The sequence below is a fragment of the Umezawaea beigongshangensis genome (genome assembly GCF_016464305.1).
In the GTDB taxonomy this organism is placed as follows: Bacteria; Actinomycetota; Actinomycetes; order Mycobacteriales; family Pseudonocardiaceae; genus Umezawaea_A; species Umezawaea_A beigongshangensis.
Window position 1 is genome coordinate 139,950 of the sequence record NZ_JAEIOJ010000002.1, and the last position, 15,983, is coordinate 155,932.

Below are 15,983 nucleotides of genomic sequence, written 5' to 3' on the forward strand. Positions count from 1 at the left end.
TGCCCGCGATCTCCGCGTACCCGATGCCGGTCGCGGCCGAGCTGCCGCCGAACCGGATCGACTGGGAGGTGGACCCGGACCGGGCCGTCCTGCTGGTCCACGACATGCAGAACCACTTCGTGCGGGCCTTCCCGTCCGGCGCCAGTCCGCTGACGGAACTGGTCGACGGCATCGACGCCCTGACCCGGCGCTGCCGGGCCCTCGGCGTGCCCGTGGTGTACTCGGCCCAGCCCGGCGGCCAGTCCCCCGAGCAGCGGGGGCTCCAGCTCGACATGTGGGGCGCCGGCGTCGGGTCCGGCGGCGACGACGCGGCGATCGTGGACGCGCTCGCACCGCGGGAGGGCGACGTGTCGCTGGTCAAGTGGCGCTACAACGCCTTCCACCGCACGGAACTGGCCGACCTGCTCGCCGGGTGGGGTCGCGACCAGCTCGTCATCACCGGGATCTACGCCCACATCGGCTGCCTGATGACCGCGGCGGACGCGTTCATGCGCGACGTCCAGGCCTTCCTGGTGGCGGACGCGGTCGCCGACTTCTCCCGCGAGGAGCACGACACCGCGCTGCGCTACGCCGCGGGGAGGTGCGCGCGCGTCACCACCGTCGACACCCTGCTGGACAGCCTGCCGCTCTGACGAGCACGTTCCCCCGGAGAACTCCCACCATGACGAACACCGACACGCCCTCCCCCGCGCCGCTGGCCGATCTGGTCCGGGAGGCCGCCGCCGCACGGCCCGACGCCGTCGCGGTGGAGGCGCCGGACCGCACGCTCACCTACCGCGAACTCGTCGACGCCGCCGACCGCCTCGCCGCCGGGCTCCGCGCCACGGGAGCCACCACGGTCGCCGTGACCGGGCCGCGCGGCACGGGGCTGGTGGTCGCGGTCCTGGCCGTCCTGGCGGCTCCGCTGCGGGTCGTTCCGGTCGATCCCGAGCTGCCGGTGTCCCGCCGCGAGCTGATGCTCCAGCGGACGGGGGCCGGTCTCGTCCTCAGCTCGGACGAGGCGTCCGCCCCCGCGATCGGCGGGGTCCCGGTGGTCCGGGTGTCCAGCGCGGGCGACGCGGTCGACGCGCTGCCCGACGTCGACCGGGGCGGTCCGGCGGCCGCGGGCTCCTACGTCTTCTTCACCTCGGGCACGACCGGCACGCCGAAGGCCGTCGTCGGCGTGCAGTCCGCCGTGGCCCACTTCGCCCGCTGGCAGCGCGACCGGTTCGCCATCGCGCCGGGCGACCGCTTCGCCCAGCTCACCGGCATCTCCTTCGACGTCGTCCTGCGCGACCTGTTCACGCCGCTGTGCGCGGGGGCCGCGGTCTGCGTCCCGCCCGCCGACGCCGCGGTCCGCGCCGGAGGAGTTCCGTCGTGGCTGCGCGCCGCGGGCATCACGGTCCTGCACACGGTCCCCGGCCTCGCCACCCGCTGGCTCGCGACGGCCGAGCCCGCGACCGGGCCGGGGACGCTGCGGCTGACGTTCTTCGCGGGCGAGCCGCTGACCGGCACGACCGTCACCGGCTGGCGCGAGCGGTTCCGCGGCACCCGCGTCGTCAACCTCTACGGCCCGACGGAGACGACGCTCGCCAAGTTCTGCCACGAGATCGACGTCCCGGTTCCCGGAGTCCAGCCGGTGGGCCGCCCGCTGCCCGAGACCGACGTCCGGATCGTGGACGAGGAGGTGTGGATCCGGACCCCGCACCGCACCGAGGGCTACCTGGACGACCCCGGCGAGACGGCGCGTCGGTTCGTCCACGACGACGGCGTCTGGTACCGCACCGGCGACCTGGGCTCCCTGGACGAGGACGGCCTGCTGCACCTGCGCGGTCGCCGGGACTTCCAGGTGAAGGTGAACGGCAACCGGGTGGAGCTGGAGGGGCTGACCGCGCTGCTGTGCGCCTGCCCCGGCGTGCGCGAGGGCGTGGTGACCGCCCGGACGCGGCCCGACGGCGCGACGTACCTGGCGGCGTACTGCGTGACCGGATCGTCCGAGGCCGACCTGCGCGCCCGGCTGAGCGAGCAGCTTCCGGCCGCGCAGGTGCCGTCGGTGTTCGTGCGGCTCGACGCGCTTCCCCTGGGGGCCAACGGCAAGGTCGACCGCGCGGCGCTGCCGGACCCCCTCGGCGCGGCGGCGCGACCGCGGGACCGGGAGGCCCTGGACCCCGTCGACGGCGCGGTGCTCGACGCCTTCGAGGCCGTGCTGGGCTCCGCCGGGGAGGGCGCGGACTTCTTCGCGCTCGGCGGGACCTCGCTCGACGCGGCCGAGCTGAGCGTCCGGCTGCTCGCCGCCACCGGGCGGCGCGTCGAGATGTGCGAGATCTACGAGCTGCGCACTCCCGCGAGGCTGGCGGACGCCGTCCGCGGTCGCGCGCCCGACGAGCAGCGGCCGATCCTGCGGCGTCCGCCGGTCGCGACCACGGGACTGTCCCCGCAGCAGCGCCGGTACCGCAACGTCTTCTTGCCGGAGGGCAACCGCACCTGGGCCAACATGCCCGCGCTGTTCCCGCTGCCCGACGGTGCGGACGCGCCGGACGTGCGGCGGGCGCTGGCCGTCGTGGTGGACCGGCACGACAGCCTCCGGGCCTGGTTCTCCGGCGACGTCCAGCACTTCGCCGACAGCGTGCCGATCGCGGTGGAGACGGTCGACCTGAGCCACCTGTCCGAGGAGCACCGCGCCGCCCGCGTCGAGGAGCTGCGGATCGCCGAGGCGAACACGCCCGTCCCGGTGGACGCCCCGCCGCTGTTCCGGGCGAGCCTCCTGCGGCTCGGCGGAGGGCGTTCGACGCTGCTGTGGAACGTGCACCACCTGGTGTCCGACGGCGTCAGCCAGCAGCTGCTCCGCCGGGAGCTCCTGACGCTGCTGGGCGGAGGACGCCGGGAGGACCTGCCGGAGCTGCCCATCTCCTACCGCGACTACATCGCCTGGCGTGCCGAGAACGGCGAGGAGGCGGTCGCCGCGCAGCGCGCGTACTGGCGGGAGGTCTTCGCGGGCGGCTACGAGCGTCCGCTGCTGCCCGTGCGGCACGACGTCGCGGAACCGGCCAGGGGCATCGCCCACCAGTTCCCCGTGGACGAGGAGCTGAGCGCCCGCGTGGAGCGGTTCAGCCGGGCGCACGGGACCACGGGCTTCTCCGTCTACTTCGCCGTCTACTTCCTCCTGGTGCACGAGCTGTTCGAGCGCGAGGACCTGGTGGTGTGCACCCCGGCGGCCGGGCGCACCCGGCCGGAGTTCCTGCACCTGATCGGGAACTTCATCTCCCTGGTCGCCGTCCGGCACCGCCTCGGCGAGGAGGACTCCTTCCCCGACCTCGTGCGCACGCTCCAGCACCGCACGATCCGGGCCATCGAGAACCAGGACTACCAGTACGACCAGGTGATGGCGGACGTCGGCGCGGCGCCGGACGACGACCGCTTCCCGCTCAACCCGATCGCGATCTCGCTGACGGACCTGCCGCCGGAGGAGGCGGCGGCCCTGCGGCGGCCCGGTCACCGGGACCTGGGGTGCGACGTGAAGTTCGACCTGCTGGGCTACGTGCGCCGCGCGGGTGGCGCGGTGGCCTTCGACCTGCACACCCGCAGCGGGCTGATGGACCGGGCGCGGCTGCTGGAGCTGGAGAAGACCTACCTCGACCTGCTGCGCACCCACGTGGGAGAGGCGTGAGCTCCGCGCCGGCGGAGCTGGGAGTCCGGCAGCGGCGGCTGGTCCTGCTCGTCTGCTGCGCCGGGCTGTTCGTGGTCAGCCTGGACAACACCGTCCTCAACGTGGCCCTGCCGTCCCTGCGCGAGGACCTGAACGCCTCCGTCTCGGGCGTGCAGTGGGCGGTCGACGCCTACACCGTCGTGCTGGCCTCGCTGCTGCTGCTCGCCGGTTCGACCGCCGACCGGATCGGCCGGCGGCGGGTGTTCCAGACCGGGCTGACGCTGTTCACCCTGGGGTCGGCGCTGTGCAGCCTCGCGCCCTCGCTGCCCTGGCTCGTGGCGGCCCGGATCTTCCAGGCGGTCGGGGGCGCGATGCTCAACCCGGTGGCGATGTCCATCGTCACCAACACCTTCCCCGAACCGCGCGAGCGCGCTCGCGCGATCGGCTGGTGGAGCGCGGTCGCGGGCATCAGCATGACGACGGGGCCGATCATCGGCGGCGTGCTGGTGGAGACCGTCGGCTGGCGGTCGATCTTCTGGGTGAACGTCCCGATCGGGGTGGCGGCGCTGCTGCTGGCCGCCCGGCACGTGCCCGAGTCCAGGGCGGCCAGGCCGCGCCGGGCCGATCCGGTCGGGCAGGTGCTGGTCGTCGCGCTGCTCGCCTCGGTGGTCTGGGCCGTCATCGAGGCGCCGGTGGCGGGCCCGGCCTCGCCGGAGATCGTCGCGGCCGTCGTGGTGGCGGTGGCCGCCCTGATCGGGCTGCTGGTGCACGAGCCGCGGCGGCGCGAACCGCTGATCGAGACGCGCCTGTTCCGCAGCGCGCCCTTCAGCGGCGCGGTGATCACCGCGATCTGCTCCTTCACCGCGCTCGGCGGCTTCCTGTTCGCCACCACCCTGCACCTGCAGGGCGAGCGGGGCCTGTCCCCGTTGCAGGCCGGGCTCCACCTGGTGCCGATGGCGTCGATGGGCCTGGTGGCCGCGCCGCTGTCCGGGCGGCTGCTCGCCGCCCGCGGTCCCCGGCTGCCGCTGCTGATCGCCGGAGCCGGGCTCACCTCGGGCGGTGCGCTGCTGGCCGTGAGCCACGCCCGGCCGGGCGAGTTCTTCCTGCACCTCGCGTTCGTCCTGTTCGGCATCGGCTTCGGCTTCGTGAACCCGCCGATCACCAACGCGGCCGTGTCCGGTCTGCCGCGCTCGCGAGCCGGGGAGGCCGCCGCCGTCGCCGCGACGAGCCGCCAGGTCGGCTCCGCGCTGGGCGTCGCGGTGATCGGCGCGCTGATCGCGGCGGGACTGGGCGCGGCGGCCTGGTGGGTGATCGCCGGGTGCGGCGCGGTCGTCCTGCTGCTCGCCGGGGTGACCACCGGGCAGCGGGCCGCGGCCAGCGCCGCGCGCACCGCCGACCTGCTGCTCGCGGACGAGCGGCGGAACGCCGACCGTCCGCTCAGGACCGGGTGACCCGCGTGCGCAGGTAGTGCTCGGCGATCTCGTCGCTGGTGGTCAGCCAGGCGTCGGGTTGCGCGGCGAGGAACTCCAGCGCCTGGTCCAGGTACCGGTGCCGGAACGGCTGACCGATCACGAACGGGTGCAGGGCCAGCGCCATCACCCGGCCGCTGTGCTCCGAGTCGGCGCGCAGCTGCTCGTACTGGTCCTGGACGATGCGGACGAACTCGGGTCCGGTGGTCCCCCTGCCGAACAGCACGAGGTCGTTGAGCTCGACCGAGTAGGGGACGCTGATCATGCCGGGCACGGTCAACGGGTAGGGCTGGTCGTCGTTGGTCCAGTCCAGCAGGTAGCTCAGGCCGAGTTCGGCCAGCAGCGCCGGGGTGTTGAACGTCTCGGTCAGCCCCGGCCCCATCCAGCCGCGCGGCCGCTGACCGGTGGCCGCCTCGATGGTCTCGACGACGTCGGTGAGGAAGCGGCGCTCCTCGTCGAGGGTCATGTCCGTCTGGAGGATCGAGTTGGTCCGCCCGTGCGCGAGCCACGCCCAGTCCCGGCTGCGGCCGGCCTCGACGATCTGCGGGTGGTGCTCGGCGACCGCGGAGTTCAGCAGCACGCTGGCCCGGATGCCGTGCCGGTCCAGGCTCTCCATCGTGCGCCAGATGCCGACCCTGGCCCCGTAGTCGCGCCAGCCCGCGTTGAGCGCGTCGGGGACCAGGTCCGCCGTGCCGGGCCAGATGCTGGTGGACGGGCGGTCGATCAGGAAGTGCTCGACGTTGAGCCCGACGTAGACCGCGACCGGGGCGCCGCCCGGCCAGCTGATCGGCGGACGCTCGGGAACGGGGCTGTAGTGGAAGAGTGCGTTCGTCACGCCGGTACGGTAGGAGCTGACACCCGTGTCAGGTTCAAGCCGGAATCGGAGGTCGGGATGCGGATCGGTGAGCTCGCCCGGCGCACCGGGGTGAGCGAGCGGTCGCTGCGCTACTACGAGCAGCAGGGGCTGCTGTCCGCCGAGCGCACGCCCGGTGGCCAGCGCGAGTACCACGAGCGGGCGGTCGACCGGGTCGTCCGCATCCAGGAGCTGTTCGCCGCGGGGCTGCACAGCAAGAAGATCGCGCAACTCCTCCCCTGCATGCGCGACACCGACGGTGGCCCCTCCCCGGTCGCCACGCCGCGACTGGTCGCCGAGCTCGCCGCGGAGCGGGACCGCATCGACCGGACGGTCGCGGGCCTGCTCAACTCCCGCGACGTGCTCGACGAGGTGATCGGCGCGGCCTCGGAGCCGACCGGGCCCCGCTGAGACCGGCTCAGGCCGTCACGCCCGGCCGGCCGTCCTCGACGCGGCCCGTCAGGCGGCGGCGGAAGTCCGGGGCGGTCACCTCCAGGTCGTACCAGCCGCGGTCGGTCGCCCAGTCCAGAGAACGGCTCCGGCCACCGCGCAGGACGACCTTCGTGCTCCGGCGGCCGTAGCGCAGCGCGGTGACCTCCAGGGTGACGGTGGCGCGGCCGTGGTTGACCAGTTCGAGGGTCGTGCCGCGGAGCACGACGTCCACGGCCGGGCCGGTCGCGGTGCCGGACAGCTCGTACCAGAACCGGTTCGGACCCTGCACCGCCAGTTCGTACGCCCCGCCGACCGGCACCCGGACCGCGGTGCGCGCGCCCGCGTCCACGTGCAGCGGCTCCGGCAGCTCACCGCGGTACGGGTAGACCGCGAAGTGGCAGTTCCCGCCCAGCGTCAGCGCCAGTTCCCCGTCCGACAGCAGGGCGGACGCCCACGGCCGGTAGGGCAGCGCTCGCGCGGGCCTGCGGCCCGGCTCCTGCTCCGGCAGCGCCTGCGTCTCGGGAGGGGTCGGTCGCCAGCGCGAGATCGGCGCGGGCACCGCCCCCGGCTGGTTCAGCTCCGGCGCCCGCCGGGCGCCGGAGAAGTCGAACGCCGAGGTCAGGTCGCCGCACACGGTCCGGCGCCACTCGCTGATGTTCGGCTCGCGAACGCCGGTCCACCGCTCCAGGAACCGGATCACCGACGTGTGGTCCGCGACCTCCGAGCAGACGTTCCCGCCCACGGTCCACGGCGACACGACGGTCATCGGCACGCGCGGCCCGAGCCCCATCGGCTTGCCGTCGTACCACTCGGCCGCGGCCGCGGCGGGCGGCACGGGTGCCGGCACGTGGTCGAAGTACCCGTCGTTCTCGTCGAAGTTGATGAACAGCGCGGTCTTCGACCAGGTCTCCCGGTCCGACGCGATGGCGTCCAGCACCTGGTGGACGAGGTTCGCGCTGCCCACCGGCGTCGACGCGCCGGGGTGCTCGGACAGCGCCGCGGTCGGCACGAGCCAGCTCACCCGCGGCAGCCGCCGCGCGGCGATGTCCGCCCTCAGCCGCGCCACCAGCGTGTCCGGCTCGCTGCGGTACGCGCCGCGGTCGAACAGCGTCCGCTCGGACGGCGTCAGCGCCGCGCGCCCGGCGGCGAACTGCGCCAGCGCCGCGGCCCGGTCGGTCGCCGACATGCCGGACAGCGCGTCGTAGAACTCCTCGGTGGTCCGGAAAGGACGCTCCACGTGCGACAGGATCTTCCGGCCGATCCGCTTGAACGGCAGGAAGTACTCGACGGCGTTGTCCGTGAAGTTGTCCCACTCCTGGTAGATCTGCCACGACACGCCCGCCGCCTGCAAGCGCTCCGGGTAGGTGGTCCAGTCGTACCCGGCGTGGTCGTAGGAGTACGCGGCGTTGGTGACCGCCCGCGCCGTCGAACCGGGCTCGTGGCCGGTGGTGCCCGACCACAGGAAGTTCCGGTTCGGGTTCGTCGACCCGTGGACGCTGCAGTGGTAGGCGTCGAGCAGGGTGAACGTCTCCGCCAGCTCGTACTGCAGCGGGATGTCCTGCCGCTCGTAGTGGGTCATGGTGGCGCCGCTCTTGGCCGGCACCCACCCGTTGTTCCAGCCGCGCGCCCACGCCGCGCTCGCGTCGGTCCACCCGTGCGGCAGGTCGCCGAGGTACTGGACGTCGGAGCTGGGCCGGTCGGCGAGTTCGGCGGCCCTCCGCACGGAGAACGGCAGCACCTCGGCCGCGCCGGCCGGCTGCCGGAACACCGACCGGCCGTCGGGCTGGCGCAGCGGGTCGTGGTCGCCGAAGCCGCGGACACCGCGCAGCGTCCCGTAGTAGTGGTCGAAGGAGCGGTTCTCCTGCATCAGCACGACGACGTGCTCGATCGCCTGCAGACCGCCGGGGCGGACCGGCGTCGAGGCGATGGCCTCGTGCAGCGACGCGGGCAGCAGCGAGCCGGCCGCGGCCGCGCCACCGGTGGCGGCAGCGGCGGACAGGAGCCGGCGACGCGAGATCTCGACCATGGCGAGATCCTGGACGAGCCGGTTGAACACCGGATGTCGGGAGGTGGCCCGGCGGCGCAACAGTTGCCGCCGGACCGGCGGCCCGGTGGACGCAGACCTCGTGGAGCCGCGTGGACACGCCGGTGGCGGCCTCGACGGTGAGTTCCGCGCAGCCGACGTCGTTCAGCTCGGCCCGGGCCGCGCCGAGGACGACCTGCTCCAGGGGGGCGCCGCGGCGGCGGGACCTCGTCTCGCTCACCGTGTCCCTTCGAGCACGTTGCGCTTCTGGCCGGGGAACCCTACGTTGCCGCACGAGATACGTCGCGTTTCTTCTGGGGGACGTCGTTGCTGAACCGTCTGCTGCTCACCTTCTTGCGCCCCTACCGGCGCGACCTGGGCGCCGTGCTCGTGCTGCAACTGATCGGCACCGTCGCGTCGCTCACCCTGCCCAGCCTCAACGCCGACATCATCGACTTCGGCATCGCCACCGGGAACACCGGCTACATCCTGTCCACCGGCGGCTGGATGCTGGCCGTCACGGCGATCCAGGTCGTCTGCTCCGCCGGCGCCGTCTACTGCGGCGCGCGCTGCGCGATGGCCTTCGGTCGTGACGTGCGCTCCGCCGTCTTCCACCGGGTCGGCGAGTTCTCCGCCCGCGAGGTCGCCGCGTTCGGGCCTCCCTCGCTGATCACCCGCACCACGAACGACGTGCAGCAGGTGCAGATGCTCGTGGTGATGGGCTGCACCATGCTGGTCACGGCGCCGATCATGTGCGTCGCGGGCATCGTGATGGCGCTGCGGGAGGACGTCGGCCTGTCCTGGCTGCTGCTGGTCTGCGTTCCCGCGCTGGTGCTCGCCATCGGGTCCATCGTGATCAGGATGGTCCCCCGGTTCCGCGAGATGCAGGAGCGCATCGACCAGGTCAACCGCGTGCTGCGGGAGCAGCTCTCCGGCATCCGGGTGGTCCGCGCGTTCGTCCGCGAACCGGCGGAGACCCGGCGGTTCGCCGACGCCAACACCGCGCTCACCGACACCGCGCTGCGGGTCGGCAGGCTCCAGGCGCTGATCTTCCCGACCGTGATCCTGCTGCTCAACGCCTCCAGCATCGCCGTGCTGTGGTTCGGCGCGCGCCGGATCGACGACGGCGCGATGCAGATCGGCTCGCTGACCGCGTTCCTCAGCTACCTGATGCAGATCCTCACCGCGGTGATGATGGCGACGTTCATCTCGATGATGATCCCGCGCGCCGCCGTCTGCGCCGAGCGGATCAACGAGGTGCTCGACCGGGAGTCCTCGGTGACGCCTCCGGTGACGCCGGTGCGCGAGGTGCGCACGCGTGCCGAGGTGGAGTTCCGGGGCGTGGAGTTCCGGTACCCCGGTGCCGCGGACCCCGTGCTGCGCGACATCTCCTTCCGCGCCGCGCCCGGCACGACGACCGCGATCGTCGGCAGCACCGGCGCGGGGAAGACGACCCTGCTCTCGCTCGTCCCCCGGCTGATCGACGTGACCGGCGGCGCGGTGCTCGTCGACGGCGTGGACGTGCGCGAACTGGACCCCGACGTGCTGCGCTCCCGCATCGGCCTGGTGCCGCAGCGGGCGTACCTGTTCACCGGCACCGTCGCGAGCAACCTGCGCTACGGCCGTCCGGACGCCGCGGACGAGGAGCTGTGGTGGGCGCTGGACGTCGCGCAGGCGCGGGAGTTCGTGGAGGAGATGCCCGGCGGGCTCGACGCGCCGATCGCGCAGGGCGGCACCAACGTCTCCGGCGGGCAGCGGCAGCGGCTGTCCATCGCGCGGGCGCTGGTGTGCCGTCCGGAGATCTACCTGTTCGACGACTCGTTCTCCGCGCTCGACCTCGCGACCGACGCCCGGCTGCGCGAGGCGCTGCGACCGCACACCCGGCGGTCGGCGGTGCTCGTCGTCGCCCAGCGGGTCTCCACCGTTCTCGGCGCCGACCAGATCGTCGTGCTGGACGACGGGTCGGTCGTCGGCACCGGAACCCACGCGCAGCTGCTCGACACCTGTCCGACCTACGTCGAGATCGTCCAGTCCCAACTGACCCCGGAGCCGGCCGCATGACCACCTCGCCCTCCAGCCCACGGCCCGCGTCGCCCCCCGGCGGACGCGGGTTCCCCGGCACGGGGATGCCGATGGGCAAGGCGCAGAGCTTCGGGCCGTCCGCGCGGAGACTGGTCGCCCGGATGCGCCCGGAGCGGCTCGCGCTCGCGGCCGTCGTCGTCCTCTGCGTGATCAGCGTCGGGTTCGCGGTCGCCGGGCCGAAGGTGCTCGGGCACGCCACGGACATCGTCTTCGACGGGGTCCTCGCGCGCCTGCGGGGCGTTCCCGGCGCGGGCGTCGACTTCGGCGCGCTGGGCACCGTGCTCGCCTGGGTGATCGCGCTGTACGTGGCGTCGTCGCTGTTCGCCTGGGCGCAGGGCCTGCTGTTGAACGGGGTCGTGCAGCGCTTCGTCCTGCGGCTGCGCGCCGACGTGGAGGCGAAGCTGCACCGCCTCCCGCTGCGCTACTTCGACGGGCAGCCGCGCGGCGAGCTGCTGTCCAGGGTCACCAACGACATCGACAACGTCTCGTCCACGTTGCAGCAGACCCTCAGCCAGCTGCTGACGTCCCTGCTGACCGTGATCGGCGTCGTGGTGATGATGCTGACCATCTCCCCGCTGTTCACGCTGATCGCGCTGGCCGTCATCCCCTTCTCGGTGGTCGTCACCGGCCGCATCGCGAAGCGGTCGCAGAAGTCGTTCGTGGCGCAGTGGAAGCAGACGGGTGCGCTCAACGCGCACGTCGAGGAGTCGTTCACCGGGCACCAGCTGGTCACGGCGTTCGGCCGGCAGCGGGAGTCGGAGGCGGAGTTCCGCCGCCGCAACGACGAGCTGTTCGACTCGGCGCTCGGCGCGCAGTTCGTCTCCGGGCTGATCATGCCCGCGATGATGTTCCTGTCGAACCTCAGCTACGTCGCGGTCGCCGTGGTCGGCGGGCTGCGGATCACCTCCGGCACGATGAGCCTGGGCGAGGTGCAGGCGTTCGTCCAGTACTCGCGGCAGTTCACCCAGCCGCTGACCCAGGTGGCGTCGATGGCGAACCTGATGCAGTCCGGGGTCGCGTCGGCCGAGCGGGTCTTCGAGCTGCTGGACGCCGAGGAGCAGAGCCCCGATCCGGCGGACGCGTCGCTGCCCGCGCTGCGGAGGGGCCGGGTCGAGTTCGACGACGTCAGCTTCTCCTACGAGGCCGGGAAGCCGCTGATCCGGCACCTCTCGCTGGTGGCCGAGCCGGGGCAGACCGTCGCGATCGTCGGCCCGACCGGCGCGGGGAAGACCACGCTGGTCAACCTGATCATGCGGTTCTACGAGCTGGACGCGGGCCGGATCACCCTGGACGGCGTGGACGTCACCCACCTGCGGCGCGAGGACCTGCGGTCGCAGATCGGCATGGTGCTCCAGGACACCTGGCTGTTCAGCGGCACGATCCGGGACAACATCGCCTACGGCAGGCCCGACGCGACGGAGGAGGAGGTGCTGGCCGCCGCCAGGGCCACCTTCGTGGACCGGTTCGTGCGCACGCTGCCCGACGGCTACGACACGGTGATCGACGACGAGGGCACGAACGTCAGCGCGGGCGAGAAGCAGTTGCTGACGATCGCGCGGGCCTTCCTCGCGAGCCCGTCGCTGCTGATCCTCGACGAGGCGACGAGTTCGGTCGACACCCGGACGGAGTCGTTGGTGCAGCACGCGATGGCGGCGCTGCGGTCGTCGCGCACGAGCTTCGTCATCGCGCACCGGCTGTCCACGATCCGCGACGCCGACCTCATCCTGGTGATGGAGTCGGGCCGGATCGTGGAGCAGGGCACCCACGCCGAGCTGCTGGAGGCCGGTGGCGCCTACCACCGGCTCTACTCTGCGCAGTTCGCCGCCGCCACCTGAGCGCGGGTTCGCCCCGGCCGGCTCCGGGCGGGGCGAACCCGCGCTCAGCCGCCGTCGGGGCGCTTCAGCAGCTGCGTCGAGCTGGGCGCTGGTGCGCTCCTCCACGTCCCAGTCGTCGCCGATCGTGGTGCAGTGCTCCTCGGCGGTGTCCCCGGACTCGATCGCCTCCAGCGCCCGGATCGCGGCGGCGATGCCCAGCACCTCGGCGACGGTGAGGTCCCCGGTGAGGGGCAGGTCCTGCGGGAGGTACCCGAGGGTCCCCGCGACGGACACGCTGCCGGAGCTGGGCCGGAGCTGTCCGGCGATCAGCCGGAGCAGCGTGCTCTTGCCCGCGTCGTTCGACGCGACGAGGCCGGTGCGACCACCGCTCGCGGTGAAGGAGAGGTCCTGGAACACCGGGGTGTCGTCGGGCCAGGAGAAGGACGGGGCGGAGCAGACGACGAACGCGTCGGACACGGCAGACCTCGCGTGTGGTGCGGGCGCGCTGCGCGCTGCCCGGCGGAGCGTGGACGTGGGAGGACGACACGACCCCGGCGGCTGCGCTCGCGCGCGCCTGCCGGTGGCCGATCACTTCCGGCATCACCCGGAGGTGTCGTCGTCACCTGCCACGTCTGCTCTCCTCGGTTCCCGAACCGCTCGCGACCGACGACAGCAGGACCGGTCACGGCAGCACCGGCGGCGATCGACGTCGGGACGAGGCGACTCGCTTAACCCGATCGGGTGAGCATGACGTCCTCTTCCCGGGGTAACCGGCCAGTGCGGAACAAGGGACCGCGGTGAGGGTGGCAGGCGGTCGGGTTCCTGCCGGTGGTGCTGCGCTGCGGGGCGCACGGGGACACCACCGGTGGGGACCCGATCCACCCCGACACCGGCCGGTCGACCGCGAGGAGCCGGAGTTCAGCCCTTCCTGGCGCGGTAGGCCGCGACGGCGACCCGGTTGCCGCACGCGGTGCTGCAGAAGCGCCGGGACCGGTTGCGCGACAGGTCCACCACGATCCCGCCGCAGCTCTCGTCGGCGCACACCGACAGCCGGCTCAGCTCGTCGGCTCGGATGACGTCCACCATCGCCATGGCGGTCTCGACGGCGATCCGGTCGGCCAGCGGCGCGTCGTCGCGGATGCAGTGCAGGTGGTAGTCCCACTCGTCGTGGCGCACCAGCGCGGGCACGGCCCGCCGCTCCGCCAGGACGCGGTTGACGATCCGCACCGCGGAGTCCCGGTCGCTCGTGAGCAGCTCGCGCAGGGGTGCGCGCAGCGCGCGGACCGCGCCGAGCTCGGCGTCGTCGCCCGTCCGGCCGCCGCTGTAGCGGTAGGTGGCGTAGAACGCGTCGAGGTGTTCCCCCGTCGTCATCGTGTCCGGTGGCTCCGCCGAGTTCACGAGCGCGACCGCGGCGGTCAGCGCTGCGTTGGTGTCATGAGCGAAGACCATGTTGACACCTTACACACCCGCCCGTAGCGTCACGAGTCATGACAGCTTTGACCCATGACACGGCGCTCACCGGCGGCCGGACGGTGGCCGGGTTGGGCCTCGCCGCGCTCTCGGCCTTCTCCTTCGGCTTGTCGGGTTCGCTCGCCCGCGGGCTGATGGACGCGGGCTGGTCGTCGGCGGCGGCGGTGGCGGCCCGCATCCTGATCGCCGCGGCCGTGCTCGTGCCGGTGGCCGCGCTCCAGCTGAGGGGCCGGTGGTCGCTGCTGCGCCGCAACCTCCCCCTGATCGTCACCTTCGGCGTCGTCGCCGTGGCGGGGTGCCAGCTCGCCTACTTCAACGCCGTGGCGCACATGCAGGTCGGAGTCGCGCTGCTGATCGAGTACACCGCTCCGGTCGCGGTGGTGGGCTGGTTCTGGGCGCGCCACGGTCAGCGCCCCAACCGGCTGATCGTGCTCGGCGTGCTGCTCGGCGCGGCCGGGCTGGTGCTGGTCCTCGACCTGCTCTCGGGTGCTCGCGCGAGCACGACCGGCATCCTGTGGGCGCTCGCCGCGATGGCCGGGGCCGCGGTGTACTTCGTGCTCTCCGGGGGTGAGGAGCGCGGGCTGCCCGCGACCGTCCTCGCCGCCGGGGGCATGCTCCTGGGCGGCGTCGTGCTGCTCCTCGCCGGTGTGGCCGGTGTCGTCCCGCTCGCCGCGTCGACCGGGCACGTCACCTTCGACGGGGTCGTCGTGCCCTGGTGGCTGCCGGTGCTGGCCCTCGGCGTGGTCAGCGCCGCGCTCGCCTACGTCACCGGCATCGCGGCCACCCGCCGGCTCGGCTCGCGACTCGCGTCGTTCGTGGCGCTGTCGGAGGTGCTGGCCGCACTGCTCGTCGCCTGGCTGCTGCTGAGCGAGGTCCCGCGCGGCGTGCAGGTGGCGGGCGGAGCCCTGATCCTGCTCGGCGTGGTCGCGGTCAAGCTCGGCGAGGAACGCCCGGCGACCGGCTGAGCGGAACGACGCCGGTCACCCGACGACGGCTCGCAGCACGTCCCCCGCTCCGAGGAACCGCGCACCGCACACCCCCGCGGACACCTCGCCGAGACGGCCGAGCACGCTGCGCGGGTCCGCGAGGAAGTCCACCGTCGTGCGGTGCACCAGGTGCTCGGCGAACGCGTACAGCTCCTCCGGATCGGCCCGGTGGAAGGCGGCGGTGCCGTGGTGCTCGACGGAGTCGCAGACGGCGGCTCCCGCACTGCTGACCACGTCGGGCAGGACGACCGTCCCGCGCGAGCGCAGGACGTGCTCCGCCTCCGGGCCGGTGAACGGGGCGTCGGCCGCGGAGACCAGCGCTCCGGCCCGCAGCACCCCCGCGAGGCCGGGATCGATCACCTCCGAGGCGGAGCACACGACCACGACGTCCACGGGGACGCGCCACCACGGCTCGTCGGGCGGGACCGCGCGGCAGCCGGGACGGATCGCCCGCGCCGGATCGAGGTCGTGCGTGCGCACCCCGGCCCTCGCGGCGCACAGCAGCTCCGCGACCTCGGCGCCGACCGCGCCCGTGCCGTGCACGAGGAAGCTCAGTCCGTCCAGCCGGTCGCCGACCACGGCGCGCACACTGCCGAGCACGCCCCTGGCGGTGGCACGGACCGGGTCGACGCGGCAGGAGGTCCCGCCGAGGACGTGCCGCGACAGGGTGGCCAGGTAGCGGACGTCCTCGGCCGTGGTGCCCGCGTCGCGACCGGTGCGGAGGGTGCCGTCCAGGCCGTCGAGCACCGCGGCCGTCGCACGCAGGAGCGCCGTGCGGTCGACTCGGCGCGGGTCCGCTCCGGCGATCAGCGCAGCACCGGCGAAACCGGTGCGGTGCACGGCGTGCTTGACGCGCGCCCGGCCCGCGAGGAGGTGCCCGGCGCGGATCGCCTCGGTGTCGTCGGCGCACGCCAGGAGCCGCAGCCCGCCGTTGGCCGGTCGGCGCGTCGTGGCGGGTTCCGTCACGACGAACAGGGTCGCTCCGGGGCACACCTCGACCCGGATCGTCTCGTACTCCTCCGGACCCGGCGTGCCGGCGGGGTGCTCGGTGATGTCGCCTCCTCGGGGTGGCGGGCCGTACGACGCAGCAGTCTGCTGCGGAAGTCGTCGTTCCACGACGGACACCGGCCGGTCGTCACACGACAGCGCGGTTCCCGCGACGACCACACCGGAGCGTCCGCCGGACGCGCCGCACCCGACGGTCGTGGCAGCGCGCCGATCGGGGACGG

Annotated in this window: 11 protein-coding genes and 1 pseudogene; 7 read left to right on the plus strand and 5 right to left on the minus strand. The window is 73.5% G+C overall.

Annotation, left to right across the window (positions count from 1 at the left end; genetic code table 11):
* The first annotated feature begins 23 nt into the window (after nt 1-23).
* Genes IMZ35_RS05235 through IMZ35_RS05245 form a run of 3 tightly spaced genes read left to right on the plus strand, consistent with a single transcriptional unit; the run spans nt 24 to nt 5,076 of the window.
* Nucleotides 24-632, plus strand: coding sequence for an isochorismatase family protein (locus IMZ35_RS05235; protein WP_199440294.1), 609 nt, complete (start codon nt 24-26; stop codon nt 630-632).
* 29 nt (nt 633-661) lie between these two features.
* A complete protein-coding gene (locus IMZ35_RS05240; RefSeq protein ID WP_199439783.1) occupies nt 662-3,646 on the plus strand; it encodes an amino acid adenylation domain-containing protein in 2,985 nt (994 codons plus the stop codon).
* Complete coding sequence (locus IMZ35_RS05245) at nt 3,643-5,076, plus strand: MFS transporter (protein ID WP_199439784.1); 1,434 nt, start codon at nt 3,643-3,645, stop codon at nt 5,074-5,076. Before IMZ35_RS05240 ends, IMZ35_RS05245 begins: the two co-directional genes overlap by 4 nt.
* Here the strand turns inward: IMZ35_RS05245 and IMZ35_RS31275 are convergent.
* Nucleotides 5,063-5,929, minus strand: coding sequence for a polysaccharide deacetylase family protein (locus IMZ35_RS31275; RefSeq protein ID WP_199439785.1), 867 nt, complete (start codon nt 5,927-5,929; stop codon nt 5,063-5,065). The genes IMZ35_RS05245 and IMZ35_RS31275 overlap by 14 nt on opposite strands.
* A 57-nt stretch (nt 5,930-5,986) precedes the next feature.
* On the opposite strand from IMZ35_RS31275, the gene IMZ35_RS05255 reads away from it, so the two are divergent.
* Nucleotides 5,987-6,358, plus strand: coding sequence for a MerR family transcriptional regulator (locus IMZ35_RS05255; RefSeq protein ID WP_199439786.1), 372 nt, complete (start codon nt 5,987-5,989; stop codon nt 6,356-6,358).
* 7 nt (nt 6,359-6,365) lie between these two features.
* On the opposite strand, the gene IMZ35_RS05260 is transcribed toward IMZ35_RS05255, so the two are convergent.
* The gene (locus IMZ35_RS05260) at nt 6,366-8,405 is read right to left on the minus strand and encodes a phosphocholine-specific phospholipase C (protein WP_199439787.1); all 2,040 of its coding nucleotides are present in this window, start codon (nt 8,403-8,405) and stop codon (nt 6,366-6,368) included.
* A 324-nt stretch (nt 8,406-8,729) separates the two neighbouring features.
* Here IMZ35_RS05260 and IMZ35_RS05265 point away from each other — a divergent pair, with 324 nt between their 5' ends.
* Nucleotides 8,730-10,463, plus strand: coding sequence for an ABC transporter ATP-binding protein (locus IMZ35_RS05265; protein ID WP_199439788.1), 1,734 nt, complete (start codon nt 8,730-8,732; stop codon nt 10,461-10,463).
* Nucleotides 10,460-12,319, plus strand: coding sequence for an ABC transporter ATP-binding protein (locus IMZ35_RS05270; RefSeq protein ID WP_199439789.1), 1,860 nt, complete (start codon nt 10,460-10,462; stop codon nt 12,317-12,319). Before IMZ35_RS05265 ends, IMZ35_RS05270 begins: the two co-directional genes overlap by 4 nt.
* 75 nt (nt 12,320-12,394) lie before the next feature.
* Here IMZ35_RS05270 and IMZ35_RS05275 read toward each other — a convergent pair.
* Both IMZ35_RS05275 and IMZ35_RS05280 read right to left on the minus strand, forming a co-directional pair.
* Nucleotides 12,395-12,775: pseudogene (locus IMZ35_RS05275) on the minus strand (ATP-binding cassette domain-containing protein); the annotation flags it as partial.
* Nucleotides 12,776-13,216: 441 nt separating this feature from the next.
* Nucleotides 13,217-13,747: a CGNR zinc finger domain-containing protein gene (locus tag IMZ35_RS05280; RefSeq protein WP_199439790.1), complete on the minus strand. Its 531-nt coding sequence runs from the start codon at nt 13,745-13,747 to the stop codon at nt 13,217-13,219.
* Between the two features lie 38 nt (nt 13,748-13,785).
* Here IMZ35_RS05280 and IMZ35_RS05285 point away from each other — a divergent pair, with 38 nt between their 5' ends.
* Entirely contained in the window at nt 13,786-14,733 is a 948-nt protein-coding gene (locus IMZ35_RS05285) for an EamA family transporter (RefSeq protein WP_199439791.1), read from the plus strand.
* Between the two features lie 15 nt (nt 14,734-14,748).
* Here the strand turns inward: IMZ35_RS05285 and IMZ35_RS31640 are convergent, their stop codons facing one another.
* On the minus strand, nt 14,749-15,870 hold the full coding sequence (locus IMZ35_RS31640; RefSeq protein WP_199439792.1) for a Rossmann-fold NAD(P)-binding domain-containing protein: 1,122 nt from the start codon (nt 15,868-15,870) through the stop codon (nt 14,749-14,751).
* Between the last annotated feature and the right edge of the window lie 113 nt (nt 15,871-15,983).